The sequence below is a fragment of the Geodermatophilus nigrescens genome, from assembly GCF_900129495.1.
In the GTDB taxonomy this organism is placed as follows: domain Bacteria; phylum Actinomycetota; class Actinomycetes; order Mycobacteriales; family Geodermatophilaceae; genus Geodermatophilus; species Geodermatophilus nigrescens.
The window spans coordinates 953,554-977,353 of the sequence record NZ_FQVX01000001.1 but is presented as its reverse complement, the minus strand read 5'-3'; the positions used below and the strand labels follow the sequence as shown (position 1 = coordinate 977,353).

Below are 23,800 nucleotides of genomic sequence, written 5' to 3'. Positions count from 1 at the left end.
ACAACGAGGGCCTGACCTGCGAAGCCGCAGGTCAGGCCCTCGTCAACGGGTGGAGCTGAGGGGACTCGAACCCCTGACCCCCACACTGCCAGTGTGGTGCGCTACCAGCTGCGCCACAGCCCCGTTCCCGGCCCGACCGCTTCCGTCCGAGCCAGGGAGAACTGTACATCGCCTCCCGGTGGCCACCGTGGAGGGGGTGGCCGCGCGTCGCCCGGGCGGGCGGGTCAGATCTCGACGCCGCGCTCGGCCAGCCAGTCGACCGGGTCGATGCGGCGGCCGTCCATCCCGCCCTGGTGCACCTCGAAGTGCAGGTGCGGGCCGGTGGACTGGCCGCGGTTGCCGAGCAGGGCGATGGTCTCGCCGGCGTCCACGTACTGGCCGACCTCGACGAGGATCTCCTCCATGTGGCCGTAGACGGTCACGTCGCCGTTCTCGTGGAGGATGTAGACCGCGAGCCCGAAGCCGCTGGCCGCGCCCGCGCGCAGCACCACGCCGTCGGCCGCCGCGTACTCCGGCGTGCCGATCGGGGCGGCGAGGTCGATGCCGTAGTGGAAGGTGCCCCAGCGGGACCCGTAGCCACTGGTGAAGCGGGCGCCGCTGACCGGCAGCACCGTCTTGGGCCGGGCGGCCTCGGCGGCGGCCTCCGCGGCGGCGGCCTCGGCCGCGGCGCGCTCGGCGCGGGAGGCGGCGACCTCCTGCAGGCGGGCCTGCGCCTCGGCCTCGGTGATCGAGGCCATCGGCATGGCCTCGATCACCTCCTCGCCGGTGGCGAGCTCCATCTGGGCGCCGAGCACCGAGGTGGGCTCGGCGGCGGCCTGCTGCGAGCCGGGGACCCCGACGACGGCGGCCCCGATCGCGCCGGCGACGAGTGCGGCGATGAGCAGGTACGGACGGCGGTCCCGCAGCGCGCGCGGCCGGCGGGCGGTGGGCGCGGCGGGAGCGGCGGCCGCGACGGCGGGCACGGCCGCGGTCGCGGGGGTGGCGACCTCGGCGGCGGGCGCGGGCGCGGCGACATCGGCGGGGGCGGGCTCCGCCGGCAGCACCGTGGTGACCAGCGCCGCGAACTCGCGGTCGAGTTCGTCGGCGGACGGGCGCGGGGCCGGGAGCACGGCCGGGAGCACGGCCTCGTCGGCGGCCGGCACGGGCGGGAAGCCCCGCAGCGGGGACACCGGCCGGCCCGCCGGGCGCCGGTGGGCGCCGGACCGCGGAGCGGGGACGCCCGCGGGAGAGCCGTTCGAGGGGCGGGACAGGAGACCCGCGTCGCTCCGGTGACTGGCCAATGCGTGAACCCCGCTCGTTCGTGGGAAGTGGCCCGGCGGGCCCGATCGAGTCGCAGCGATCCAAACACACCGTGACCCGTTCGTGACCCCACGTACGGCGTGTCCGAAGGTGACACGCCATGTGCCCTGCGTCACGAGCGGCTCCTGTGTTTGCCGTGACGGCGGCCCGGGCATGCTGCTCCTCCCGGCGTGGAACACACCGCGCCGGTCCGACGTGACCTCCCGCCGGGCCGACGCCTCCGCCGACGCCCGCACCCTGCGTGCCCCCGCTCCCCCGGCCGGGCCGCGACCTGCCGCCAGGACGGGGCCGCCCCCGGCCGTGCACCGGATGTGCACCCGGGGACCGCCTCGTGGTCCCATGATCGTTCCCCGGCGCGGTCCGCAGGTGCCCCCTCGGCGGCGAGAACCGGTCGGGCACCGACCCTGGACAGGAAGGACCGATGCCTCGATGGCCCAGCCCGAGCGCCCTCTGCGGGAGGTCCCGTGGAGCCGGAGCGTGCCGGCGGCAGTTCCGCCCCACCGCGTCCGGCCGCTGACCAGCGCGACGCTCGAGCAGCACGGGGCCCGGCTGACCGTCCCCACCTACGACCGCGGCGCGCTGGTCCCCGCCGTCGTGCACATGAGCGTGGGCGGCTTCTCCCGCGCCCACCAGCTCATCTACCTCGACGAGATCGCCCAGCAGGGCATCTCCGCCGGCTGGGGCGTCGTCGGCGTCGGGCTGCGCGCCCGGCGGCTGCGGGAGGCCCTCGCGCCGCAGGACAACCTGTACACCGTCGTCGAGCGCAGCCCTGACGGCGAGCGGGCCCGGGTGGTCGGCGTCCTCACCGACTACCTGTTCGCCCCCGACGCCCCGTCGGCGGTGCTCGACCGGCTCGCCGACCCGCGCACACGCGTCGTGACGATGACCATCACCGACGCCGGGTACCTCCTCGATCCCGTCACCCGCACCTTCACCCCCGACGACGACGTCCGGTACGACCTCGCCCACCCCGCGGCGCCGCGCACGGTCTTCGGCTTCCTCGTGGAGGCGCTCGACCGCCGGCGCCGGGCGGGCCTCGCGCCGTTCACCGTCGTGTCCTGCGACAACCTGCACCGCAACGGCGACGCCACCCGCGCCGCCGTCGTCGGTTTCGCCGCGCTGCGCGACGAGGTGCTGGCCCGGTGGATCACCGACCGGGTGGCCTTCCCGAGCAGCATGGTCGACCGGATCACCCCGCAGACCACGCCGGAGGAGCGGGAGGCGGTGGCCCGCCGGTACGGCGTCGACGACCGCTGGCCGGTCGTCACCGAGCCGTTCTCCCAGTGGGTCATCGAGGACGACTTCTGCAACGGCCGCCCGCCGCTGGACGCCGTCGGCGTCCGCTTCGTCCGGGACGTCACCGGGCACGAGCTGATGAAGACGCGGCTGCTCAACGCCAGCCACTCCGCGCTGGGCTACCTCGGCACCCTCGCCGGCCACGAGCGCATCGACGTCCTCATGGGCGACCCCGTCTTCGCCGCCTACGTGACCCGCCTCATGGACGCCGAGGTGACCCCGCTCGTCCCGTGCCCCGAGGGCATCGACCTCGACGAGTACAAGGCGATCCTCGTGCAGCGCTTCGCCAACCCCGCCATCGCCGACCGGCTGTCCCGGCTGTGCCGCCGCGGTTCCACCAAGCTGCCGCAGCACCTCCTCCCCTCGCTGCGCCAGGCGCTCGCCGAGGGCCGGCCGCACGCCCTGCTGACCCTCGCCCTGGCCGGCTGGGTCGCCTACCTGCAGCGCACCGACGACGCCGGTGTCCCGCTGCCGGTCGAGGACGACGCCGGGCCTCGCCTGCAGGCGCTCGCGCTGGCCGGCGGCACCGACCCGCGCCCCCTGCTCGCCGAGACCGCCGTCTTCGGCGACCTCGGCGAGGTGCCCGGCTTCGCCGACGAGCTGGCGGCGGTGCTCACCCGCCTGCGGCGCGACGGCGTCCGCGAGACCGTCGCGACGCTGACCGCGAGCGCCCGGTGAGCGCGCCCCGCGACGGCGGGGCGGCGCTGCCGGCCGGCGTCGTCCGCGGCCTGACGGCGCTGCTGTGCGACGCCGACGGCAACCTGTTCCCCTCCGAGGAGCCGGCGTTCGTCGCCTCCGCCGAGGTCACCAACCGCTTCCTCGCCGAGCTCGGCGACCCACGCCGCTTCACCCCCGAGGAGCTGCGGCTGGCCACCACCGGCATGAACTTCCGGACGACGTCGCGCCGCCTGGCCGCCGAGGCCGGGGAGCCGGAGGCCGACGTCGAGCCGTGGGTGGCCGAGGAGAAGCGCGCGGTGACGGCGTACCTCGGCGAGCACCTGCGCCCGCACGGGCCGACCACCGCGGCGCTCACCGCGCTGGCCGCCCACCTGCGGCTGGCCGCCGTGAGCTCCAGCGCGCTGGCCCGGCTGGCCGCCTGCTTCACCGCCACCGGCCTCGACGCGCTCATCCCGCCGGAGGTCCGGTTCAGCGCCGAGGACTCCCTGCCCACGCCCACCAGCAAGCCCGACCCGGCGGTCTACCTGCACGCCTGCGAGCAGCTGGGCATCACCCCCGCGCAGGGCCTGGCGGTCGAGGACTCCGTGCCCGGGGCACTCTCCGCCGTCCGCGCGGGTTGTCCCACCGTGGGGAACCTGCTCTTCGTCCAGCCCGCCGAGCGCGCCGAGCGCGAGGCAGCGCTGCGCGAGGCCGGGGTCCTCACCGTCGTCTCGTCCTGGCAGGAGCTCGCCGGCCTGCTCTCCCCCGTCCTGACCGGAGGTGGCCGATGAAGGTCGTCTACACCAGCTTCCGCGGCCTGTTCTCCGACAGCCCGCGCGCCGTCTACGAGGCGCTCGTCGCCCGCGGCGACGACATCGAGCACACCTGGCTGACCGCGCCGGTCGCCGAGCACGCGTTCCCGGCCGGCGTCGCGACCGTCCCGTTCGGCAGCCCGGAGTCGATCGCCGCGCTGGAGGCGGCCGACGTCGTCGTCTCCAACGACCACGTGCCCCTGGACTGGGACAAGCGCGCCGACGCCTTCTACCTGCAGACCTGGCACGGCACCCCGCTCAAGCGCATCCACAACGACGTGCTGTGGGCGCCGGAGGGCCGGCTGGCCTACCTCGAGCACGACATCGCGCGCTGGGACGTGATGCTCTCCCCCAACGCCTACAGCACCGGCCGCTTCCGGCAGGCCTTCGGCTTCCCCCGGCCGATCCACGAGACCGGATACCCCCGCAACGACCTGCTCAGCAGCCCCCGGCGCGAGCAGGTGCGGGCCGACGTGCGCGCGCAGCTGGGCATCGACGAGGGCAGGACCGTCGTCCTCTACGCGCCGACCTGGCGCGACGACCTGGTGTTCGAGGGGAAGGGCGAGCGCGACTTCGAGTTCCCGGTCGACCTCGCCGCCTTCACCGAGCGGCTCGGGGAGGACCACGTGCTGCTCCTGCGGCTGCACAACATGGTCTCCGACCGGCTGGAGTCGATCGAGGGCCTGCCGGTCCGCGACGTGTCCAACCACCCGGACATCCGCGACCTCTACCTCGCCGCCGACCTGCTGGTCACCGACTACTCGTCGACGATGTTCGACTTCGCCGTCACCGGGAAGCCGATCCTGCTGTTCACCTACGACCTGGCCGACTACCGCGACCGGCTGCGCGGCTTCTACGTCGACATCGAGGAGATCGCCCCCGGGCCGCTCCTGTCGACCAGCGACGAGCTGCTCGACGCGATCGCCGACCTCGACGCCGTCCGCGCCGCCTCCGCCGACCGCTACGCGGCCTTCCGGGAGACCTACACCTCCCTCGAGGACGGGCACGCCACCGACCGCGTCCTCGACCTGTTCTTCCCGCGCGGCACCTCCGCCGCCGGGGTCCCGACGACCCGAGGAGGGGACGACGATGCGCTTCGCTGACCTCGCACACACCACTGCCCAGGTCACCGGCCTGGCGCCGCTGGGCAGCCGGCCGGCTGCCGCACCGGAGCCGCGGCCCCTGCAGGTGGTCGTCCTGGCCGCCGGCATGGGCACCCGGCTGGGCCGCCCGCTGCCCAAGCCGCTGACCCCGCTGGTGGACGGCCGCAGCATCCTGCGCCGTCAGCTCGACACCGTCGAGGACGTGTTCGGCGGTGCCGCCCAGGTCACCGCCGTCGTGGGCTTCCAGGCCGAGCTGGTCATGCAGGCCGCGCCCGACCTGCGCTTCGCCTACAACCCGCACTACGCGCGCACGAACACGTCCAAGAGCCTGCTGCGCGGGCTGCGCGCGGCGGGCCCGGGCGGGGTGCTGTGGCTCAACGGCGACGTCGTCTTCGACGCCGCCGTCCTGGAGTCCGTGCTGCCGGAGCTGCAGGCCGACCAGAGCTTCGTCTGCGTCGACACCTCGGTGGTCGGCGACGAGGAGGTCAAGTACACCCTCGACGCCGAGGGCTGGATCGACGGGCTGTCGAAGACGGTGCGCGGCGGCCTCGGCGAGGCCGTGGGCATCAACTTCGTGTCCTCCGCCGACAAGGACGTGCTCGTCGAGCACCTCGAGGCGTGCGGCGACCAGGACTACTTCGAGCGCGGCATGGAGACCGCCATCGCCGAGGCCGGGCTGCGGTTCCGTCCGCTCGACATCTCCCGCTGGGCCGCCGTCGAGGTCGACTTCGAGGCCGACCTCGACCGGGCGAACGCGCTGTTCTCCACCAGCCGTCCCCGCCTGCACCCGGTGCCGGACGGCACCCGCCCCTGAGTCCCCGCCGGGGCCTCAGCCGACCGGCTGGGGCTCCGGCGCGGGAGCGGCGCGCTCCGGGTCGCGGAAGCGCCGCACCGCGGCCAGCCCGGCGACGACCAGCCCCGCTCCCCCGGCCACCAGCACCGCCACGGCGAGCCGGGTGAGGACGGCGGGACCGCTGCCGGCCACGTTCGCGCTCCAGAGCACGTCCACGTCGGGCAGGCCCTGCACCAGCAGCAGCCAGCCGAGCACGAGGGCGGACAGGCCCGCCATGACACCGCGCCCGCGCACGGCCGCCCGGACGCCGAGCAGCGCCACGAGCGCGGCCGTGACCGCCGGCAGCGACGCGGAGACCAGCGCGGCCGCGTGCGAGGACACCGTCACCGGCGGCTCGGGCGTGGCCGCGGCGTGCCACAGCGCGGCCGCGGCGCCGGCGCCCAGCGCCCAGGCCAGCGGCCGCGGCCCGCGGGCCAGCAGCCCGGCGGCGGCCACGAGGGCGAACAGGCCCCCGTGCAGCACCCAGGTGAGCGCGGTCGACGGCGGCGGCTCCCAGGTGAGCTCCCCGCGGACGGTGAACGCGGTGTCGCCGTGGCGCATCGGCACGGTCCAGTCGAAGACGGTGTGCTCGTGCGTCGGGTCGGCGGCCACCGCCGGCGGCAGCACGCCCTCGCTCATCCAGTGGGTGCGGTGGTCGTGCCAGGTGTACTGCGGCTCGGTGCTCACCAGGACCCACTCGGGCTCCGCGCGCGGGTCGGCGCCCTCGGGCAGGGTGACCCGGCCGAACCGGTCGAGGTTGATGTGGGTGGCCGGGCTGTGCGCGTTGCGCCACACGCCGTCGGGGCCGATCCGCAGGTAGGGCTCGTCGGAGTAGCCGGGCACGGTGACCTCGGTGCCGGTGGTGTTGACCACCTCGAGGGCGTCGCCGAACTGCAGCACGCGCACCGAGACGCCGCCCACCTGCGGCTGCACCGAGGTCACCCGGCCGTCGAAGTCGTTGCCGGCCACCTCACCGCCGACGTGCGCCGACGCGGGGCCGGCCACCGCGAGCGCGGCGAGGACGCCGAGGACGACGACGAGCAGGCGGGCGGCCGCCCGCGCGGGACGCCCGCCCATCACGCGCCCGCGACGGTCTCGAGGTCGCCGGCGATGTCGCGCGAGGTGTTGCCGGCGTCGAAGGCCACGTGCGCCTCGTCGTCGGCGCCGTAGAGCAGCAGCAGCGAGCTGTGCAGGCGCCCGTCGTCCTCCGCCAGCGGCACGCCGGCCGACAGCTGCGCCTGGTCGACGACCTCCTGCGCGCCGGTCAGCCCGACGAACCGGGTGGGCAGGTCGGCGTCGAAGCGGCCGAGGTACTCGCCGAGCACCTGCGGGGTGTCGAAGCCGGGGTCGGTGGTGACGAAGACCACCTGCACCTGCTCGGCCAGCGCCGGGTCGACGTCGCGCAGGGCGAGGGCGACGTCGGCCATCGTCGTCGGGCAGATGTCGGGGCAGTTCGTGTAGCCGAAGAACAGCAGCGTCGGCTTCCCCGCCGTGGCCGAGGCGAAGTCGTACTCCGCGCCGGTGGTGTCGGTGAGGGTGAACGACGGCCGCTGGAAGGGGTCGCGCAGGTCGATGCCGGCGTAGTCGTCGCCGGGGCCCTCGAGCTCGGCGACGGCACCGCCGCCGTGGTCGTGGCCCTCGGCGGCCGCTGCCTGCTCGCCGTCGTCGGAGCCGCAGGCGGTGAGGCCGAGCCCGGCGGCGAGGAGCAGGGCGGCGAGCCGGCCGCGGACGGGAGCGGTCACGAGGACACGGTACGTCGGCCGGCCCGGTACCCGAGGACGACGCCCGCGAGCCCGACCGCGAGCGCGAGGATCGCGACGAACAGCGCCAGGCCCGCCGGCTCGTTGCTCACCGGGCCGCCGTGGCCGTGCCCGGCGGAGGCGGCGGTGTCCGTGCCGGCGGCGGTCGCGGCGTCCCCGCCGGTGAGGGTGAGCACCGGGGCGGGGCTCGCCGGCTCCTCCTGGCCGTCGACCGTCGGCTCGATCCAGGCCGACTCCGTGCCGTCGCTGTAGGTCTGCACGGCCGGGTAGGACAGCGTGGCGGCGTCCGGGAACGGCCCGCCGGACAGCGAGAACTCCTGGAACTGGCCGGGCGCGATGCCGCCGCCGGCGTCGGCGCGGAACTCCACCACCGACACGTAGGTGCTGATCTCCTGGCCGTGCACCTCCACCGGCTCGGCGAGCTGCGCCGACGTCGTCGTGACCGTCCAGCCGGGCACCGGCTGCGCGCGCAGCGAGGCCATGGCCGCGTCCTCCGGGACGGAGATGCGCAGCGCCACGGTGCTCGCGGTGTCGCTCTCGTTGGGCACCCGGAAGGTGAGCTTCCCGTAGCCGCCGGCCGCGGCGTCGGCCGAGGACACCGTCACGTGCGCCGACGCGCCGGCGGCTCCCGCGACGGAGGCGACCAGGGCGGCCAGCAGCGCGGCGAGCACGACGCCGGCGCGGGCTCCCGGCCGCAGGGAGGTGGGGGGCACGGTTCTCCTTCTCTCGTCCCGCTCGCGCGGGCTCAGCGCACCGGGAAGTCGGTGCTGGCGGTGGTGGCGGTGAACTCGTCGAGCCGGACGCTCACGGCGACCGTCCAGGTGCCGGCGCCCGGGATCGACATCCCGTCGGCCACCCAGTGGCCAGGGCCGGCCGGCTCGAGGTCCACGTCGAGGGGGCCGATCTCCTGCTCGGGCTCGGTGAGCGTCACGCGGAGGTCGGCGGGCTGGGCGAGCTGCCCGTCGTCGTCGAAGAGGTAGAGGTGAAGGGTGTTGGCGCCCGGGCGGGCCGGGTCGACCGAGACCTGGACGCTGCCGGACTCCCCCGCCGCCGACTGCAGGGGCAGGGTGACGTCGACCGGCTGGGCCACCGAGGCGCGCGCCGGCGGGGTGCCCACGAGCACCGCCGAGAGCACCAGCACCGCCGCGGCGACGGCCGCCTCCACGAGCACCGAGCGGCGCAGCGGGCCGACGTCCTCCACCGCGCCGCGGGCCTGCACGGCCGCGCGGGCGCGGGCCGCGGTCTCGACGGGGCCGTCGGGGTCGCCCGCGGCGAACGCGTGCGCGGTGACCCGGCGCCGGGAGCCCGGCCGCGGCCGGGAGACGCCGAGGTGCTGCTGCACCCAGACGCGGGAGACGCCGGCGGCGGCCAGCAGGAGCAGGACCAGCGCCAGCTTGCCCAGCAGCAGCCAGCCGTACGTCGTGGACACCAGGGCGGCCGGGGAGCCGACCTCGCGCACCGACTGGACGACGCCGGTGACCACCAGCGCCGCCACCGACCCGGACGCGATCCGCGACCACCGCGGCAGCGCGCCGGCCAGCTCGCCGGCCTCCGCGCCGGGCCGCACCAGCCCGGCGAGCAGCGCGGCCAGGCCGCCCAGCCACAGCGCCATCGCGGCGACGTGCACGGCGGTGACCGCGGTGGCGAACACCGGCACGGGCCCCGCGACCGGGTGGCCGACCGCCGCGGTGGTGAGCACCACCCCGGCGCCGATGACGGCGAGGCCGGCCTGCTCCTGCGCCGAGGGCTGCGCGCCGCGCCGCCACAGCGGCAGGAGCAGGCCGAGCAACACCAGGGCGAGCGCGGCCCGGCCGAGCGTGGTCAGCCCGAAGGACGACGACGCCGTCGTGGACACCAGCGCGGGGTCGAGCAGGGAGCCGAGCCCGGCGCCGGCGGCGTAGGGGCCCTGCAGCAGGAAGGTGAGGACGGCGGCGCCGGCGGCCGTGCCCAGGCCGACGGAGGTGATCCGCCGCATGCGGGCCGAGGCCCAGCCCGCCGGCCAGCACAGGACGAGGAAGGCCGGGACCCCGAGGCCCGCGGCCAGCCCGGCGAACCCGAGCGAGCGGGCGGCGGGGAGGGCGGCGGCCACGAGCGGGTCGACGTCGGCGTCGTCGGCCACGGCGCCCGCGTCGGCGAGCTCGCCGTCGCCGACGACGAACGCGAAGGCGCCGCTGATCGGGTGCGAGTCGGCCGAGACGATCCGGTAGGTGACGACGTAGCTGGCGTCGGGCAGGTCGTCGCGCAGCGGCACGGTGACGGTGCCGCCGTCCACCTCGGCCGCGCCGGTGTCGACCCGTTCCCCGCCGTCGCCGAGGACGCGCGCGTAGCCCGCGCCGAGGGAGACGCCCTCGCTGAAGGTCAGCGTGACCTGGCCGGGTACCTCGTCGAGGCGGGCGCCCTCCCCCGGGTCGGTGGACACGAGCTCGGCGTGCGCGGCGGCGGGCCCGGCGGTGGCCACGCCGAGGGACAGCCAGCCGGCGAGCAGGACGAGCAGCAGCAGGACCGGGCGCGCCGGCCGGGCAAGGGTGCTCACGCGGTCACCCGCTCGCGGGCGACGAGGGCCGCGGCGCGGCGCGGACGGCCGCGCCAGGCGACCACCGCGATGAGGACCACACCGGCGAGCAGCAGCAGGTGCGCGGCCGCCCGGTCGGCGTGCACGTGCCCGGCCTTCAGGTCGCGCACGGTGGCCACCGCGAGCAGCACGGTGAACGTGGCGAGGAAGGGCAGGGCGCCGGCGGCCAGCCGCGGGACGGCGGCGACGGCGACGAAGGCCGCGGCGACGGCGAGGTTCCAGGCGCCGGTCTCGTGCGCCACGTGCACCGGGGCGCTCATCGCGGCGGTGCCGGCGGTCAGCGACGGCCAGGCCAGGCCGGCCTGCGCGACGCCGACGGCCAGCAGCGCCAGGCGCAGCGCCGACGCGAGCAGCCGGGCCCGGGCCGCCGCGGCGGTGCCGGGGAGCTCGCGGGGCAGCGCACCGAGGACGGCCGCGGTGAGGTCGGGCACCGGCGGTGCGGGGGCCAGCCGGGCGCGCCGGGTGACCGCGCCCGCGGCCTCGGCCCAGGCCGTGCAGCCGGGGCAGCCGTCGAGGTGGCGGTCCAGGTCGGCGGCGGGCATGCCGAGCGGCTCGCCGTCGAGTCGCGCGGAGAGCGCCTCGCGGAACGGTGCACACTGCATGTGTCAGATAGTCGTCGCAAGGGGTCCGTCCGGTTCCCGGTGAGACGGGGATCGCAGCCGGAGGGGTGCAGTGGACGAGCTCGCGCGGGTCGCCGCGGCCGCCGTCGACGGCGACCCGCTCGCGGCGGCGACCCTCGTGCGGTCCACCCAGTCCGACGTGTGGCGGTTGTGCGCGGCGCTCGGTGACCGGGACTCCGCCGACGACCTGACGCAGGAGACCTACGCGCGGGCGTTCGCCTCGCTGCACCGCTTCGAGGGCCGCTCCTCGCTGCGCACCTGGCTGCTGTCGATCGCCCGCCGGGTGTGCGCCGACGCCGTCCGCTCGCGCCGCCGTCGCCGGCTGACGCTGGTCCGTGACGACGCCGACCTCGAGGCGCTGGGCCCCGCCGACGGCGCCGACCGGGTGGGCGAGGGCGCCGCCGTCACCGACCTGCTCGGCCGGCTCGACACCGACCGGCGCGAGGCGTTCGTGCTCACCCAGCTGCTCGGGCTGTCCTACGCCGAGGCCGGCGAGGTGGCCGGCTGCCCGGTCGGCACCATCCGCTCCCGGGTCGCCCGCGCCCGCGGGGACCTGCTGGCGGCCCTCGGGGACGACACGGAGGCCAACGCGCTCTGAACGGCCGGTGAACGGGTATCTAGGCTGCCCGACGGCCGTACGACCGCTCCCGCGTCGGCGACCTCCCCCACCGCCGACCCGGAGCTCCCTCGTGCCCTTCAGCCTGACCCCCAAGGACAACGCCTTCTACGGCCTGTTCACGGCCTCCGCGCAGAACCTGGTCGAGGCGACCACCGTGCTCGGGGAGTTCATCCACGACAACCGGCGCCGGACCGAGCTCGCGGACCGGCTGCGCGAGCTCGAACACGTCGGCGACCAGTCGACCCACGCGGTCTTCCGCCAGCTCAACTCCAGCTTCGTCACGCCGTTCGACCGCGAGGACATCTACAGCCTCGCCAGCCACCTCGACGACGTCATGGACTTCGTCGAGGCCGCCGCCGACCTCGTCGTCCTCACCCGGCTGGGCACCCTGCCGCCGGAGATGAGCCAGCAGACGGCGCTGCTCCAGCGGGCCGCCGAGACCACCGCCGAGGCGATGCCGCGGCTGCGCACCATGCGGGACCTCCCGGACTACTGGATCGAGGTCAACCGCATCGAGAACGAGGCCGACAAGCTCTACCGCCGGCTGCTCTCCCGCCTCTACAGCGGCGAGTTCGAGGCCCTCGAGGTGCTGCGCCTCAAGGAGGTCGCCGACCAGCTCGAGGAGGCCGCCGACGCCTTCGAGAAGGTCGCCAACGTCGTCGAGTCCATCGCCGTCAAGGAGTCCTGACCGCCGATGGACGCGGCCTTCGTCGCCCTGGTCGTCATCGTCGCGGTGGCCCTGGCCTTCGACTACACCAACGGCTTCCACGACGCCGCCAACGCGATCGCCGTCGCCGTCTCCACCAAGGCGCTCACCCCGCGGGTGGCCCTCGCCCTCGCGGCGGTGATGAACCTCGTCGGCGCGCTGCTGTCGACCGAGGTGGCCAAGACGGTGGGCGCCGGGATCATCGAGCCGCCGTCGGGCACCGAGGGACTGGAGATCGTCTTCGCCGCCCTGGTGGGGGCGATCGTGTGGAACCTCGTCACCTGGTACTTCGGGCTGCCGTCGTCGTCGTCGCACGCGCTGATCGGCGGCCTGGTCGGTGCGGCGCTGGCCGCGGTGCACGACGTCCAGTGGCTGGGCGTGCTCGACAAGGTGGTCGTCCCGATGGTCGTGTCGCCGCTGGTCGGCTTCGGCCTGGGCTACCTGTTCATGCTGCTGATCCTGTGGACGTTCCGGCGGGCCAACGTCAGCCGCGCCAACCGCGGCTTCCGCTACGCCCAGATCGTCAGTTCGGCCACGATGGCGCTCGGCCACGGCCTGCAGGACGCGCAGAAGACGATGGGCATCATCACGCTGGCGCTGTTCACCGCCGGGGAGATCGACTCCTTCGAGGTGCCCTTCTGGGTGGTGCTGGCCGCGGCGGGCGCGATCAGCGCCGGCACCTACGCCGGCGGGTTCCGGATCATGCGGACGCTGGGCCGGCGGATCATCCAGCTCACCCCGGCCGGTGGCTTCGCCGCCCAGACCGTCGCCTCGGGCGTCATGGTCACCACGGCGACGGTCTTCGCCGTGCCCGTCTCGACGACGCACATCACGACGACGTCGATCATGGGCGTCGGGTCGACCCGCCGGCTGTCGGCCGTCCGCTGGGGCGTGGCCGGCAACATCGTCGTCGCCTGGGTGGTGACGCTGCCCGCGGCGGGAGCGGTCGCGGCGCTCGCGTACCTGGTCACCGACCTCGTCGTCGGCTGAGCGGAGGAACCCCGGCCCGCGGTCGGCGATAGTCGATCGATCTGGTAGACATAGTCCCCGTGGCGGCGACGGCGGTGCTCCTGGTGGGGCGGATCCACGTCGACCTGCTGCGTGTGTGCACCGCCGCCTGTCCGGTCTGACGAGTCCCGGCGCCTCCCCGGCGCACTCCTCCCCGCTCGTCCCTGCCGAGAGCTGCGCCGACGCGCGCCCGGCACCTCCTGACCGGAGCCCTCCCCCGTGAAGACCCTGATCCTGCTCGCCCTCGCCGGCCTGGGCGCCCAGCTCGTCGACGGCAGCCTCGGCATGGCCTACGGCGTCACCTCGACGACGCTGCTGCTGGCCATCGGCACCAACCCGGCCGCCGCGTCGGCCACCATCCACCTCGCCGAGATCGGCACGACGCTCGCGTCGGGCCTGTCCCACTGGAAGTTCGGCAACGTCGACTGGAGGGTCGTCGCCAAGGTCGGCGTCCCCGGCGCGGTCGGCGCGTTCGCCGGCGCCACCGTGCTGTCCAACCTCTCCACCGAGGTCGCGGCCCCGGTGATGTCGCTGATCCTGCTCGGGCTCGGCATCTACCTGCTCGTGCGCTTCACGCTGCGCGGCATCGACCGGCGCAACCTCGGCAAGCCGGTGCGCAAGCGCTTCCTCGGCCCGCTGGGCCTGGTCGCCGGCTTCGTCGACGCCACCGGCGGTGGCGGCTGGGGCCCGGTCGGCACCCCGGCGCTGCTGGCCAGCGGCCGCATGGAGCCGCGCAAGGTCATCGGCTCGATCGACACCTCCGAGTTCCTCGTGGCGCTGGCGGCCAGCCTCGGCTTCCTCCTCGCGCTCGGCTCGCAGGGCATCGACTTCGCCTGGGTCGCGGCGCTGCTGCTCGGCGGGCTGGTGGCCGCCCCGCTCGCCGCGTGGCTGGTCCGCCACGTACCGCCGCGGCTGCTCGGCTCGCTGGTCGGCGGGATCATCGTGCTGACCAACAGCCGCACCCTGCTGCGCAGCGACTGGATCGACGCCTCCGACCCGGTCCGGTACGCGGTCTACGCGGTCATCTACGCCGTCTGGGCCGCCGCCGTCGCCCACTCCTACCGCCAGTACCGCAAGGACCGGGCGCAGGAGTCGGCCGACGCCCTCGCCGCCGAGGCCGCCCGCCTGGCCGAGGACCTGCACTCCCCGGACGCGGCCGACGCCGCGGACCTCGAGCGCAGCCTGCGCGCCGGCCGCCCCGCCGACCCGCGCGACTGACGAAGGGCCTCCCTGCCCCCCACCGCTCGCGAGCTCGCGGCGGGCCCCTGCAGGGAGGCCGCACCCACAGCTCACCTGAGGCCCCGTCCGGCACCGCCGGGCGGGGCCTCCTCGCGTCTCAGCGGCCGGCCAGCAGGGTCTCCTCCAGCTCGGCGGGCAGCCCCGGCTCGGGCAGGCCGGCCCGCCTCGCCTGCCGCGGCGGGTCGCCCCGGAGCCAGGCCCAGGTGTCGGCGACCGTCTCCCCCACCGGCCGGACCGGCAGCCCCAGCTCCCGCGCGCGGGTGGTGTCGACGTCCCACGCCGTCGCCGCCGTCTCCCAGGGCAGCCAGAACGGCAGGTGCAGCCAGGGCTCCACGCCGGCGGCCAGCAGGTCCTCCTCCGGCACCGGCACGAGCTCGGCGTCGCCTCCGGTGACCTCCCGGCAGGTCTCCAGCAGCCCGCCCAGGGTCGTCATCCCAGCCGGGCCGGTGGCGTTCACCGGGCCCGAGACGCCGTCCTCGGCCATCGCGACCAGCCAGCCGGCGAGGTCGCGGGCGTCGACCAGGGCGATCGGCTGCTCCAGCGCGTCGGGGACGACGACCCGGCCACCCCGGGCGATGCGCTCGAGCCACCAGGGCAGCCGGCGCACGTTGTCGTGGCTGCCGAGGACCAGCCCCGCCCGCGCGGTGAGGAACCGCCCGGGCAGCGCGGCGCCCAGCACCCGCTCGGCGTGGGCCTTGTTCGGCCCGTAGTCGTCGTCGGGGGTGTCCCACACCGGGTCGTCCTCGCCGCGGACCGGGCCCGGCGGCCAGCCGGAGTAGGCGTTGAGGCTGCTGGTGAAGGCGTAGCCGCGCACCCCGGCCAGGGCGGCCGCGGCGTTGTCGGCGGCCGGGCGGGTCTGGCAGGAGGTGTCGACGACGAGCTCGGGCGCCCACCCGTCCAGCGCGCGCGGCAGGGCCGCGGGGTCGTCGCGGTCGCCGTACAGCGCGCGGACGCCCTCGGGGGGAGCGCCGCTCACGCCGCGCGTGAAGGTGGCCACCTCGTGGCCGCGGGCGAGCGCCGCGGTCACCACGTGCCGGCCGAGGAAGCGGGTGCCGCCGAGGACGAGGAGTCGCATGCCCGGCAGCCCAGCCGAGCGGCTCCCCCGCCGTCCAGCCGGTTCGCGGACGGCGCAACGTCGGGTGCGCGGAGCGCGCGCCCCTCAGCCGGCGCGGGACACCTGCCCGGCCGGGGACACCTGGACGGCCCGGGACACCTGGACGGCGGGCACCTGGGGCAGCGGCTGGGAGCGGGCGGCGGCGAGCACCATCTGCGGCGAGCGCGGCAGGCCACGGCGGGTGCACAGCCGCAGCGCCCGCACGCCGGTGATGACGTCGGTCTCCGGCGGGACGACGAGCAGGTCGGCGCGGCGGTTGCCACCGGCCCAGCTCAGGCACACCACGCCCGGGTCCATGCTGCGGAACCCGCCGGTGCGCACCACCCGGCCGTCGACGACGACCTTGCGCGGTGCGGGCTGCCAGCCGTCGAGGGGATGGGTGAAGCGCTCGATGCGCACGCCGCGCCGGTCGAGGGCGGCCACCAGCTCCGGCACCTCGACGGCGAGGTCGCGGCTGCGCGGGTACCACGCGCCGTCGAAGGTGTTCTCGCCCGACCCGGCGTCCGCGCGCAGGCTCACCCGGACGTCGATGCCGCCGCGGAAGCCCTCCGGTCCCCACACCGCCTGGGTCATCTGCTGTCCCCGCCTCCCGCTCGTCCCCGCGGCGGGCCCGCGTCCGGGCCCACCGCAGCGACCGTAGGTCGGCGCGGTGGGGCGGCCCGGCGAGGCGGCGACCGGCCTGTCGAGTCCGTACGGCCCGCCGTCACGGGAGGTCACGATCCGGTCACGGGCATCCGGGAGGCCGCCGTCCGGCGAAGATGCGGCAGGGAACCGTCCCCGGGGAGGCCGCATGACCCGTGAGTCCGTCTTCGACGGCGTCCTCGAGCCCCTGCCGTGGGGGCGGAACGTCTACCTGGTCATCCGCGTCCCGGCCGCGCTGGAGGAGGCGGCCCGGGCGGAGCGGACCCGGCGGGTCGAGGGCCGCGTCGACGACGTCGAGGTCAACCTGGGGCTGAACCGGGCCGAGCCGGCCGTGCTGGCCGACGCGTTCGTCTACGTCGGCCCGGGGCTGCGCCGCCGGCTGGGGCTCGCCCCCGGGGACGCGGCGGCGTGCCGGCTGCGCCCGGCCGACCCCGACGCCGTCCTGGTCCCCGACGACGTGCGGGCGGCGCTGGCGGACGGCGGCCGCCTGCCCGCGTTCGAGCGGCTGACGCCCGGCCGGCGGAGGCAGCTGCTCACGCCGGTGGAGAACGCGGCTCGAGAGGCCACCCGGGCGCAGCGGATCGCCGCCCTGCTGCGGGAGCTGGCGGCCGGGTAGCGCGAGAGCCCCCGCCCGGCGGACCGGACGGGGGCTCTCGGCGGCCTGGCTCAGGCCTTGGGCTTGCGGTTCTTCGCCTTGCCGCGCTCGGTCTGGTCGAGGACGACCTTGCGCACGCGGACGGCGGCCGGGGTGACCTCGACGCACTCGTCCTCGGCACAGAACTCCAGCGCCTGCTCGAGGTTGAGGATCCGCGGCGGCACCAGGCGCTCGAGCTCCTCCGCGGTCGAGGACCGCATGTTGGTGAGCTTCTTCTCCTTGGTGATGTTGACGTCCATGTCGTCGGGCCGGGAGTTCTCGCCGACGATCATGCCCTCGTACACCTCGGTGCCCGGGGCCACCATCATCGAGCCGCGCTCCTGCAGCGAGAACATCGCGTACGACGTCGCCACACCCTGCCGGTCGGCCACCAGCGAGCCGGTGGGACGGGCGCGCATCTCGCCCATCCACGGCTCGTAGCCCTCGAGGTTGTGGTTGAGGACGCCGGTGCCGCGGGTCTCGGTGAGGAACTCGGTGCGGAAGCCGATCAGGCCGCGCGAGGGGACGACGTACTCCATCCGCGCCCAGCCGGTGTCGTGGTGCACCAGGTTCTCCATGCGGCCCTTGCGGGCGGCCAGCGCCTGGGTCAGCGTGCCGACGTACTCGCCGGGGGTGTCGATGGTGACCCGCTCGACCGGCTCGTGCAGCGAGCCGTCGATGGTCTTGGTGACCACCTGCGGGCGGCCGACGGTGAGCTCGAACTCCTCGCGGCGCAGCTGCTCGACGAGGATCGCCAGCGCCAGCTCGCCGCGGCCCTGCATCTCCCAGGTGTCGGGGCGCTCGGTGGGCAGCATGCGCACCGACACGTTGCCGACCAGCTCCTGGTCGAGGCGGTTCTTGATGAGCCGTGCGGTGAGCTTCTTGCCCGAGCGGCCGGAGATCGGCGAGGTGTTGATGCCGATGGTGATCGAGATCGACGGCTCGTCGACGGTCAGCGGCGGCAGCGGGCGCGGGTCGTTGGGGTCGGCGAGGGTGTCGCCGATCATGATGTCCTCGATGCCGGCGATGGCGACGAGGTCGCCGGGGCCCGCGCTGTCGGCCGGGGTGCGGGTGAGGCCCTCGGTCACGAGAAGCTCGGTGATCTTGACCCGCTGGATGGTGCCGTCGGTCTTGCACCAGGCGACCTGCTGCCCGTTCTTCATCGTGCCGGAGTGGATGCGCAGCAGCGCCAGCCGGCCGAGGTAGGGCGAGGCGTCGAGGTTGGTGACCTGCGCGCGCAGGGGCTCCTCGGCGTCGTAGGTCGGCGCCGGGATGGTGTCGAGCAGCGTCTTCACCAGCGGGCCCAGATCCGGGCTGTCGGGGCTGGTGCCGTCGGCGGGCCGGGTGAGCGAGGCCTGCCCGGTCTTGCCGTTGCTGTAGACGATCGGGAACTCGAGCGCGTCGGTGTCGAGGCCGTTGTCCTCGAGCAGCTCCATGAACAGCTCGTAGGTCTCGTCGACGACCTCGGCGATGCGCGCGTCGGAGCGGTCGGTCTTGTTGACCACGAGGATGACCGGCATCTTCTTGCCGAGCGCCTTGCGGAGCACGAAGCGGGTCTGCGGCAGCGGGCCCTCGGAGGAGTCCACGAGCAGCACGACGCCGTCGACCATCGACAGGCCGCGCTCGACCTCGCCGCCGAAGTCGGCGTGGCCGGGGGTGTCGACGATGTTCACCGTCACCGGGTTGCCGTCCTCGTCGGCCAGCCGGATGGCGGTGTTCTTGGCGAGGATGGTGATGCCGCGCTCACGCTCGAGGTCCATCGAGTCCATGACGCGGTCCTGCGTGGAGTCGTTGTCCGTCCCCTCGCCCTTGGCGCGCCCGAGGGCGCCCGCCTGGCGGAGGAGGGCGTCGACCAGGGTGGTCTTGCCGTGGTCGACGTGGGCGATGATCGCCACGTTGCGCAGGTCGTCGCGGGTGGGCATGCGGAAGGGCACCTCAGGGGGAGTCAGGGGGATCCCGCGGCGGCGGCGCACGCGGTACCACGAACAACGGCCGCCGGCCCGGCGACCTTCCCAGCTTAGGCGCTGCGCGCGCCGGCCCTCCCCCGCTACGGGCGGTCGGCCACCGCGTACGTCACCCCGGCGGCGGCGATCGTGACCAGACTCACGGCCAGCCAGGCCGGCAGGCCCGCACCGAGCGCGAGCACGTGCGCCAGGACGAAGGCCCCGACGTAGAGCGCGCCGAGGCCCAGCGCCACCACCCAGCCGCGCCGCTGCACCCACAGCCACCCCGCTGCCAGGCCGCCGGCCAGGAACACCGCGCCGCCGAGCGCCCGGATCCCGGTGCCCTGCGCGACGCCGAAGCCGGCCGCCAGTCCCACGGCGACGAGGGCGGCGGAGGACAGCCGGGTGCGGGCGCGGGAGAGCACGGACGTCGTCATGTGCCCAGTGTCCCCGCACCGCCGGTCACGGCGCCGCGCCCTCCACCGCCGCGCGGACGCCCTCGGCGGTCAGCTCCTCGGCGGGCAGCGGCTCGCCGTCGACGAGCACGGTGGGCGTGCCGGTCACCCCGGCGCGGCTGGCGGCGTCGGTGACCTGCTCGGTCCAGTCGGCGAAGCGCAGGTCGCGGATGCCCCGCTCGACCTCCGCCCCGGTGGCCCCGGCCTGCGCGGCCAGCTCGACCAGCCGGTCGTCGTCGAGCCCTGGCCCGCCCTCAGCGGGTTGCTCGGCGAACAGCGCGTCGTGGAAGCGCAGCCAGGCCTCGACGCCGGCCGCGTCGACGACGACGCCGGCGGCGTTGAGCGCGCGGGTGGAGTAGTCGTCGGTGGAGGCGCGGTCGAGGAAGGCGATCGTGCGGTAGCGCACCTGGACCGCGCCGTCGGCGGCCAGCTGCTCGAGGGTGTCGCCGGCCGCGGCCTCGATGCGGGCGCAGTAGGGACACAGGGGGTCCTCGTAGACGTCCACGGTCACCGGGGCGTCGTCCGGGCCGAGGGCGACGGCCGTGCCGCCGTCGGTGGTGCCGGCCGGGACGGCGGCGGCCGGGGACGTCTGCGTGCGCTGGGTCTGCACGACCACCACCACGACGACAGCGACCAGGACGAGCACCGCCGCGACGACCCCGCCGACGACGGTGCGCCGGCGCCGGAGCGCGGCCGCCCGCGCCGCCGCCTCCGCGGCCCGCCGTTCCGCGATGCGCCGCCGCGCCGAGGTGCGCCGGGGATCAGACACGGGCGGGCTCCCGGACGCCGGCCGCCGGGCCACCGAGGGCCAGCCGCGACCGTGGCCACCGCGCGAGGGCGAGCGCCACGAGCAGCAGCGCGACGTCGCGGGCCACCTCGGCCGGGTAGCCGGTCTCCCCCGCGGCCACCTCCCCGCCGCCACCGAAGCAACCGCAGTCGATCTGCAGGCCCCGCGCCCAGGCGGAGGCCACCGCGGCGGTGAACACCGCCATCAGCACGGCGGCGGCCAGCGCGGCCGTCCGCAGGAACACCCCGGCCAGCAGCGCGAGGCCGACGGCGACCTCGACCACCGGCAGCCCGAAGGCCACCGGCCCGACGAGCCCCTCGGGCAGCAGCCGGTAGGCGCGGACGGCGCGCACCGCCTCGGCCGGGTCGGGCAGCTTGAGGGCGCCGGCGACGACGAGCACGCCGCCGAGCAGGAGGCGGGCGGCGGTCGACAGCCACGGCTGGGCTCTGCGGACGACGGTCACGTCCCTGTGGTCGCCTCCGGGGCGCCCCTGGTTCCCGGGACGCGCGAGGGCCCCGGACGCGGGGTGCGTCCGGGGCCCCTCGGTCGGGTCCGCCGCGGGTGCGGCGTCCGGGGATCAGGCGGTGCGGAGCACGGCCTCGATCTCGAGCTCGACCTCGATCTTGTCGCCGACGACGACGCCGCCGCCGTCCATCGGCATGTCGATGTCGACGCCGTAGGCCTTGCGGGAGATGGAGGTCTTGGCGCTGAAGCCGGCGCGCGTGCCACCGTAGGCGTCGGGGCCGAAGCCGTTGACCTCGAGGGCCAGGGTGACGGGCTTGGTGATGCCCTTGATGGTCAGGTCGCCCTGGACGGTCCAGTCCTCACCGTCGGCGACGACGCCGGTGGAGCGGAAGGTCATGACGGTGTGGTTGCCGACGTCGAAGAAGTCCGCGGAGCGGATGTGCGCGTCGCGCTGCTCCTGGCGGGTGTCGATCGAGTCCATGTCGATCGTGGCGTTCACGGTGGACTGCGCCGGGTCCTCGGCGGTGACGATCTCGCCGGAGAACTGGGTGAAGTAGCCGCGGACCTTGCTCACCATCATGTGGCGGACCGAGAAGCCGACGGTGGAGTGGCTGGCGTCGATGTCCCAGGTGCCGGCGACGTAGCCGGGGATCTGGACGGCGGTGGTGCTTGTCATTGCTGGCTCCCAGGTGGTTGAGCGTTGTACTTCCGTGCCGCCGGTAGCGTAGTTGAGCGCTTGACTATTCCGCCAGTACCCTGAGGGCATGACGACGCAGGTGTCCCCTCCCGGCGAGGGAGACGTCGAGCACCCCGCGGGCGGGACGCGCTGGCTCGACGCCGAGGAGCAGCGCGCCTGGCGGGCGTGGCTCTACAGCACGCAGCTGCTCAACGACCGGCTCGAGCGCGAGCTCATGCGCGCCACCGGCATCCCGACCGCCTACTACGAGATCCTCGTGCAGCTGTCGGAGACGCCGAGCCGGCAGATGCGCATGAGCGAGCTGGCCGACCGCTGCCTGTCCTCCCGCAGCCGCCTCTCGCACGCGGTGTCGCGGCTCGAGGAGCGCGGTTGGGTGCGCCGCCAGGAGTGTGCCGAGGACGGCCGCGGCCTGCTCGCCGTCCTCACCGACGAGGGCTTCGCCGCCCTGGAGGCAGCCGCGCCGGTGCACGTCGAGGGCGTGCGCACCCACCTGTTCGACCAGCTCACCCCGGAGCAGGTCGAAGCGATGCGCGACCTCGGCGAGACGCTGCTGCGCCACCTCGACCCCTCGCGCTGAGGGTCCGCCCGCGGCACGACACGGGGTCCTCCCGCGGGTGGACGACGGGACGCCCGGCGCTGCCTAGGGTCGGTCCCGACATGGACGGACCCCTGCTCGACCAGTTCGCCGCACGCCTGCGCGACCGGCCCTTCGAGGTCGACGTCGCCCTCGCCTGCCTGGTGGGGCTGGTCACCGTCGTCGCCCCGGCCTCCTCCTACTACGGGTCGGAGGGCGTCGCCTTCGTCCTGGGCCTCGCGCTCGTGGCCCCGCTGGCCTGGCGGCGGCGCGCGCCGGTCGCGGCCGCGGCGGTCGTCACCGTCGCGGGCCTCGCGGAGTTGGTCCTCGGCACCGACTTCCTCGCCGCCAACGTGTCGGCGCTGCTGATGGTCTACGCCCTGGCCGCGTACGCCGAGCGCTGGGCCTCGCGGGCCGGGCTGGCGCTGGGGCTGTTCGGCGCGGTCCTCGCCTCGCTGCGCTGGTACTCGGCGAACTCCAGCGACGCGCTGCTCGTCACGGTGAGCGCGATCGGCGTCTCCGTCGTCGCGGCATGGGCGCTGGGCCGCGTGCGCCGCTCGCGGCTGGGCGAGGTCGCAGGCCTGGCCGAGCGGGCGCGCCTGCTGGAGGTCGAGCGCGAGCAGGAGATGCGGCTGGCCGCCACCGCCGAGCGCGCCCGGATCGCCCGGGAGATGCACGACGTCGTCGCGCACTCCCTGTCGGTCGTGATCGCGCAGGCCGACGGCGGCCGCTACGCCGGGCGCACCGACCCGGAGGCCGCCACCGGCGCGCTGGAGGCCATCGCCGCCACCGGCCGGCAGGCGCTCACCGACATGCGGGCGCTGCTCGGGGTGCTGCGTGAGGGCCCGGGCGAGGAGTACGCGCCGCAGCCCGACGTCGCGGCCGTCCCCGCGCTCGTCGAGGACGTGCGGGCCAGCGGGCTCGACGTCGACCTGCTGGTCGAGGGCGAGCCGCGCCCCATGGCCGCCGGTCCGCAGCTGGCGGCCTACCGGATCGTGCAGGAGTCGCTGACCAACGTGCTCAAGCACGCCGGCCCCAACGGCCGGGCGTGGGTGCGGCTGCACTGGCGGCCGGACTCCCTCGAGCTGTCGGTGCTCGACGACGGGCGGGGCGCGGCCGCCGCCGTGGCGGAGAGCGACGGACGGGGTCAGGGGCTGCGCGGGATGCACGAGCGCGCGCAGCTGCACCGCGGCCGCATGGAGGCCGGCCCGCGGGCCGGCGGCGGGTGGCGCGTGCACGCCGTCCTGCCCCTGGGAGGTGCACGGTGACGATCCGGGTGGCCCTGGTCGACGACCAGCAGATGGTGCGGGCCGGGTTCCGCATGGTGATCGACTCCCAGCCCGACCTCACCGTCGTCGGCGAGGCCGGTGACGGCGCCGCCGCGGTGGCGATGCTGCGCTCGACGCCGGCCGACGTCGTCCTGATGGACGTGCGCATGCCCGGCACCGACGGCATCGAGGCGACCCGCCAGGCGACCGCGCTGCCCGACCCGCCGCGGGTGGTCGTGCTGACCACCTTCGACCTCGACGAGTACGTGGTCGCGGCGATCGGCGCCGGCGCCAGCGGGTTCCTGCTCAAGGACGCCCCGCCCGAGGAGATGCTCGCCGCGGTGCGCACGGTGCACGCCGGTGACTCGGTGATCGCCGCCAGCTCCACCCGGCGGCTGCTGCAGCACGTGGCGCCGATGCTGCGCGGCTCGGCGGCGGCCCCGGCCGGCGGCGGGGGCGCGGAGCTCGGCGAGCTCACCCCCCGCGAGCGCGAGGTGCTCGTGCAGATGGCCCTGGGCGCCACGAACACCGAGATCGCCGGGCGGCTGTTCGTCAGCGAGGCGACGGTGAAGACGCACGTCGGCCGGGTGCTGGCGAAGACCGGCTCGCGCGACCGCGTGCAGGCCGTCGTCCTCGCCTACCGGACCGGCCTGGTCTCCCCCGCCGACCTGCTCCGCGACGCCTGATCTCCCGAGGCA

At 75.6% G+C, this 23,800-nt stretch carries 25 protein-coding genes and 1 tRNA gene; 12 read left to right on the top strand and 14 right to left on the bottom strand.

Features of this window, described 5'->3' with window-relative positions; genetic code table 11:
- Window positions 1-50: 50 nt before the first annotated feature.
- Both BUE37_RS04870 and BUE37_RS24345 read right to left on the bottom strand, forming a co-directional pair.
- Window positions 51-123: transfer RNA gene (locus tag BUE37_RS04870), tRNA-Ala, on the bottom strand.
- Between the two features lie 101 nt (window positions 124-224).
- Window positions 225-1,169 (bottom strand): M23 family metallopeptidase, encoded by a 945-nt coding sequence (locus BUE37_RS24345; protein WP_281248048.1) that lies wholly within the window; start codon window positions 1,167-1,169, stop codon window positions 225-227.
- 607 nt (window positions 1,170-1,776) lie between these two features.
- On the opposite strand from BUE37_RS24345, the gene BUE37_RS04860 reads away from it, so the two are divergent.
- From BUE37_RS04860 to BUE37_RS04845, 4 genes are read left to right on the top strand one after another with little or no spacing between them, the layout of a single operon-like run.
- Complete coding sequence (locus BUE37_RS04860; RefSeq protein WP_073418949.1) at window positions 1,777-3,273, top strand: mannitol dehydrogenase family protein; 1,497 nt, start codon at window positions 1,777-1,779, stop codon at window positions 3,271-3,273.
- On the top strand, window positions 3,270-4,043 hold the full coding sequence (locus BUE37_RS04855; RefSeq protein ID WP_217651126.1) for an HAD family hydrolase: 774 nt from the start codon (window positions 3,270-3,272) through the stop codon (window positions 4,041-4,043). Before BUE37_RS04860 ends, BUE37_RS04855 begins: the two co-directional genes overlap by 4 nt.
- Window positions 4,040-5,167, top strand: a complete 1,128-nt coding sequence (locus BUE37_RS04850; protein WP_073418947.1) for a CDP-glycerol glycerophosphotransferase family protein — start codon at window positions 4,040-4,042, stop codon at window positions 5,165-5,167. Before BUE37_RS04855 ends, BUE37_RS04850 begins: the two co-directional genes overlap by 4 nt.
- Window positions 5,154-5,981, top strand: coding sequence for a phosphocholine cytidylyltransferase family protein (locus BUE37_RS04845; RefSeq protein ID WP_073418946.1), 828 nt, complete (start codon window positions 5,154-5,156; stop codon window positions 5,979-5,981). Before BUE37_RS04850 ends, BUE37_RS04845 begins: the two co-directional genes overlap by 14 nt.
- Before the next feature lie 15 nt (window positions 5,982-5,996).
- Here the strand turns inward: BUE37_RS04845 and BUE37_RS04840 are convergent, their stop codons facing one another.
- The 5 genes from BUE37_RS04840 to BUE37_RS04820 are packed head-to-tail and all read right to left on the bottom strand — an operon-like array spanning window position 5,997 to window position 10,933.
- Window positions 5,997-7,076: a hypothetical protein gene (locus tag BUE37_RS04840; RefSeq protein ID WP_073418944.1), complete on the bottom strand. Its 1,080-nt coding sequence runs from the start codon at window positions 7,074-7,076 to the stop codon at window positions 5,997-5,999.
- Window positions 7,076-7,741 carry an SCO family protein gene (locus BUE37_RS04835; protein ID WP_073418942.1) on the bottom strand — a complete coding sequence of 222 codons (666 nt, stop codon included), beginning with the start codon at window positions 7,739-7,741 and terminating at the stop codon, window positions 7,076-7,078. Before BUE37_RS04835 ends, BUE37_RS04840 begins: the two co-directional genes overlap by 1 nt.
- Window positions 7,738-8,472 (bottom strand): YcnI family protein, encoded by a 735-nt coding sequence (locus BUE37_RS04830; protein ID WP_083628284.1) that lies wholly within the window; start codon window positions 8,470-8,472, stop codon window positions 7,738-7,740. The genes BUE37_RS04835 and BUE37_RS04830 overlap by 4 nt, the downstream gene beginning before the upstream one ends.
- Window positions 8,473-8,504: 32 nt before the next feature.
- Window positions 8,505-10,292, bottom strand: coding sequence for a copper resistance CopC/CopD family protein (locus BUE37_RS04825; RefSeq protein WP_083628282.1), 1,788 nt, complete (start codon window positions 10,290-10,292; stop codon window positions 8,505-8,507).
- Window positions 10,289-10,933 carry a zf-HC2 domain-containing protein gene (locus BUE37_RS04820; RefSeq protein WP_073418941.1) on the bottom strand — a complete coding sequence of 215 codons (645 nt, stop codon included), beginning with the start codon at window positions 10,931-10,933 and terminating at the stop codon, window positions 10,289-10,291. The genes BUE37_RS04825 and BUE37_RS04820 overlap by 4 nt, the downstream gene beginning before the upstream one ends.
- A gap of 70 nt (window positions 10,934-11,003) precedes the next feature.
- On the opposite strand from BUE37_RS04820, the gene BUE37_RS04815 reads away from it, so the two are divergent.
- The 4 genes from BUE37_RS04815 to BUE37_RS04800 all read left to right on the top strand — a co-directional run bounded on the left by BUE37_RS04815 (window position 11,004) and on the right by BUE37_RS04800 (window position 14,502).
- Window positions 11,004-11,549: a sigma-70 family RNA polymerase sigma factor gene (locus BUE37_RS04815; RefSeq protein WP_073418939.1), complete on the top strand. Its 546-nt coding sequence runs from the start codon at window positions 11,004-11,006 to the stop codon at window positions 11,547-11,549.
- Window positions 11,550-11,640: 91 nt separating this feature from the next.
- Window positions 11,641-12,258 carry a DUF47 domain-containing protein gene (locus BUE37_RS04810; RefSeq protein WP_073418937.1) on the top strand — a complete coding sequence of 206 codons (618 nt, stop codon included), beginning with the start codon at window positions 11,641-11,643 and terminating at the stop codon, window positions 12,256-12,258.
- A gap of 6 nt (window positions 12,259-12,264) precedes the next feature.
- On the top strand, window positions 12,265-13,266 hold the full coding sequence (locus BUE37_RS04805) for an inorganic phosphate transporter (protein WP_073418935.1): 1,002 nt from the start codon (window positions 12,265-12,267) through the stop codon (window positions 13,264-13,266).
- Window positions 13,267-13,503: 237 nt separating this feature from the next.
- Window positions 13,504-14,502, top strand: coding sequence for a sulfite exporter TauE/SafE family protein (locus BUE37_RS04800; RefSeq protein WP_073418934.1), 999 nt, complete (start codon window positions 13,504-13,506; stop codon window positions 14,500-14,502).
- Window positions 14,503-14,620: 118 nt separating this feature from the next.
- Here the strand turns inward: BUE37_RS04800 and BUE37_RS04795 are convergent, their stop codons facing one another.
- On the bottom strand, window positions 14,621-15,598 hold the full coding sequence (locus BUE37_RS04795) for an NAD-dependent epimerase/dehydratase family protein (RefSeq protein WP_073418933.1): 978 nt from the start codon (window positions 15,596-15,598) through the stop codon (window positions 14,621-14,623).
- 84 nt (window positions 15,599-15,682) lie between these two features.
- Window positions 15,683-16,210: a DUF5994 family protein gene (locus BUE37_RS04790; protein ID WP_073418932.1), complete on the bottom strand. Its 528-nt coding sequence runs from the start codon at window positions 16,208-16,210 to the stop codon at window positions 15,683-15,685.
- A gap of 217 nt (window positions 16,211-16,427) precedes the next feature.
- On the opposite strand from BUE37_RS04790, the gene BUE37_RS04785 reads away from it, so the two are divergent.
- Window positions 16,428-16,895, top strand: coding sequence for a YdeI/OmpD-associated family protein (locus BUE37_RS04785; protein WP_073418930.1), 468 nt, complete (start codon window positions 16,428-16,430; stop codon window positions 16,893-16,895).
- 50 nt (window positions 16,896-16,945) lie between these two features.
- Here the strand turns inward: BUE37_RS04785 and typA are convergent, their stop codons facing one another.
- The 5 genes from typA to BUE37_RS04760 form a co-directional block, all read right to left on the bottom strand.
- Window positions 16,946-18,835, bottom strand: a complete 1,890-nt coding sequence (gene typA / locus BUE37_RS04780; RefSeq protein WP_073418928.1) for a translational GTPase TypA — start codon at window positions 18,833-18,835, stop codon at window positions 16,946-16,948.
- Window positions 18,836-18,960: 125 nt separating this feature from the next.
- A complete protein-coding gene (locus BUE37_RS04775; protein ID WP_073418926.1) occupies window positions 18,961-19,293 on the bottom strand; it encodes a hypothetical protein in 333 nt (110 codons plus the stop codon).
- Window positions 19,294-19,318: 25 nt separating this feature from the next.
- A complete protein-coding gene (locus BUE37_RS04770) occupies window positions 19,319-20,080 on the bottom strand; it encodes a DsbA family protein (RefSeq protein WP_073419571.1) in 762 nt (253 codons plus the stop codon).
- Window positions 20,073-20,561 carry a MauE/DoxX family redox-associated membrane protein gene (locus tag BUE37_RS04765; RefSeq protein ID WP_073418924.1) on the bottom strand — a complete coding sequence of 163 codons (489 nt, stop codon included), beginning with the start codon at window positions 20,559-20,561 and terminating at the stop codon, window positions 20,073-20,075. Before BUE37_RS04765 ends, BUE37_RS04770 begins: the two co-directional genes overlap by 8 nt.
- 114 nt (window positions 20,562-20,675) lie before the next feature.
- Window positions 20,676-21,239, bottom strand: a complete 564-nt coding sequence (locus BUE37_RS04760; RefSeq protein ID WP_073418922.1) for a YceI family protein — start codon at window positions 21,237-21,239, stop codon at window positions 20,676-20,678.
- A gap of 88 nt (window positions 21,240-21,327) precedes the next feature.
- Here BUE37_RS04760 and BUE37_RS04755 point away from each other — a divergent pair, with 88 nt between their 5' ends.
- The 3 genes from BUE37_RS04755 (at window position 21,328) to BUE37_RS04745 (ending at window position 23,788) form a co-directional block, all read left to right on the top strand.
- Complete coding sequence (locus BUE37_RS04755; RefSeq protein ID WP_073418921.1) at window positions 21,328-21,837, top strand: MarR family winged helix-turn-helix transcriptional regulator; 510 nt, start codon at window positions 21,328-21,330, stop codon at window positions 21,835-21,837.
- A gap of 80 nt (window positions 21,838-21,917) precedes the next feature.
- A complete protein-coding gene (locus tag BUE37_RS04750) occupies window positions 21,918-23,102 on the top strand; it encodes a sensor histidine kinase (protein ID WP_073418919.1) in 1,185 nt (394 codons plus the stop codon).
- Entirely contained in the window at window positions 23,099-23,788 is a 690-nt protein-coding gene (locus tag BUE37_RS04745) for a response regulator transcription factor (RefSeq protein WP_073418918.1), read from the top strand. The genes BUE37_RS04750 and BUE37_RS04745 overlap by 4 nt, the downstream gene beginning before the upstream one ends.
- The last annotated feature ends 12 nt before the right edge of the window (window positions 23,789-23,800 follow it).

What these genes read in the sequence shown, in the direction of transcription:
- BUE37_RS04850 (WP_073418947.1), top strand. Translation starts at nt 4,040, where the DNA reads ATGAAGGTCGTCTACACCAGCTTCCGCGGCCTGTTCTCCGACAGCCCG.
- BUE37_RS04845 (WP_073418946.1), top strand. Translation starts at nt 5,154, where the DNA reads ATGCGCTTCGCTGACCTCGCACACACCACTGCCCAGGTCACCGGCCTG.
- BUE37_RS04840 (WP_073418944.1), bottom strand. Translation starts at nt 7,076, where the DNA reads ATGGGCGGGCGTCCCGCGCGGGCGGCCGCCCGCCTGCTCGTCGTCGTC.
- BUE37_RS04820 (WP_073418941.1), bottom strand. Translation starts at nt 10,933, where the DNA reads ATGCAGTGTGCACCGTTCCGCGAGGCGCTCTCCGCGCGACTCGACGGC.
- BUE37_RS04805 (WP_073418935.1), top strand. Translation starts at nt 12,265, where the DNA reads ATGGACGCGGCCTTCGTCGCCCTGGTCGTCATCGTCGCGGTGGCCCTG.
- BUE37_RS04795 (WP_073418933.1), bottom strand. Translation starts at nt 15,598, where the DNA reads ATGCGACTCCTCGTCCTCGGCGGCACCCGCTTCCTCGGCCGGCACGTG.
- BUE37_RS04790 (WP_073418932.1), bottom strand. Translation starts at nt 16,210, where the DNA reads ATGACCCAGGCGGTGTGGGGACCGGAGGGCTTCCGCGGCGGCATCGAC.
- BUE37_RS04785 (WP_073418930.1), top strand. Translation starts at nt 16,428, where the DNA reads ATGACCCGTGAGTCCGTCTTCGACGGCGTCCTCGAGCCCCTGCCGTGG.
- typA (WP_073418928.1), bottom strand. Translation starts at nt 18,835, where the DNA reads ATGCCCACCCGCGACGACCTGCGCAACGTGGCGATCATCGCCCACGTC.
- BUE37_RS04775 (WP_073418926.1), bottom strand. Translation starts at nt 19,293, where the DNA reads ATGACGACGTCCGTGCTCTCCCGCGCCCGCACCCGGCTGTCCTCCGCC.
- BUE37_RS04760 (WP_073418922.1), bottom strand. Translation starts at nt 21,239, where the DNA reads ATGACAAGCACCACCGCCGTCCAGATCCCCGGCTACGTCGCCGGCACC.
- BUE37_RS04755 (WP_073418921.1), top strand. Translation starts at nt 21,328, where the DNA reads ATGACGACGCAGGTGTCCCCTCCCGGCGAGGGAGACGTCGAGCACCCC.
- BUE37_RS04750 (WP_073418919.1), top strand. Translation starts at nt 21,918, where the DNA reads ATGGACGGACCCCTGCTCGACCAGTTCGCCGCACGCCTGCGCGACCGG.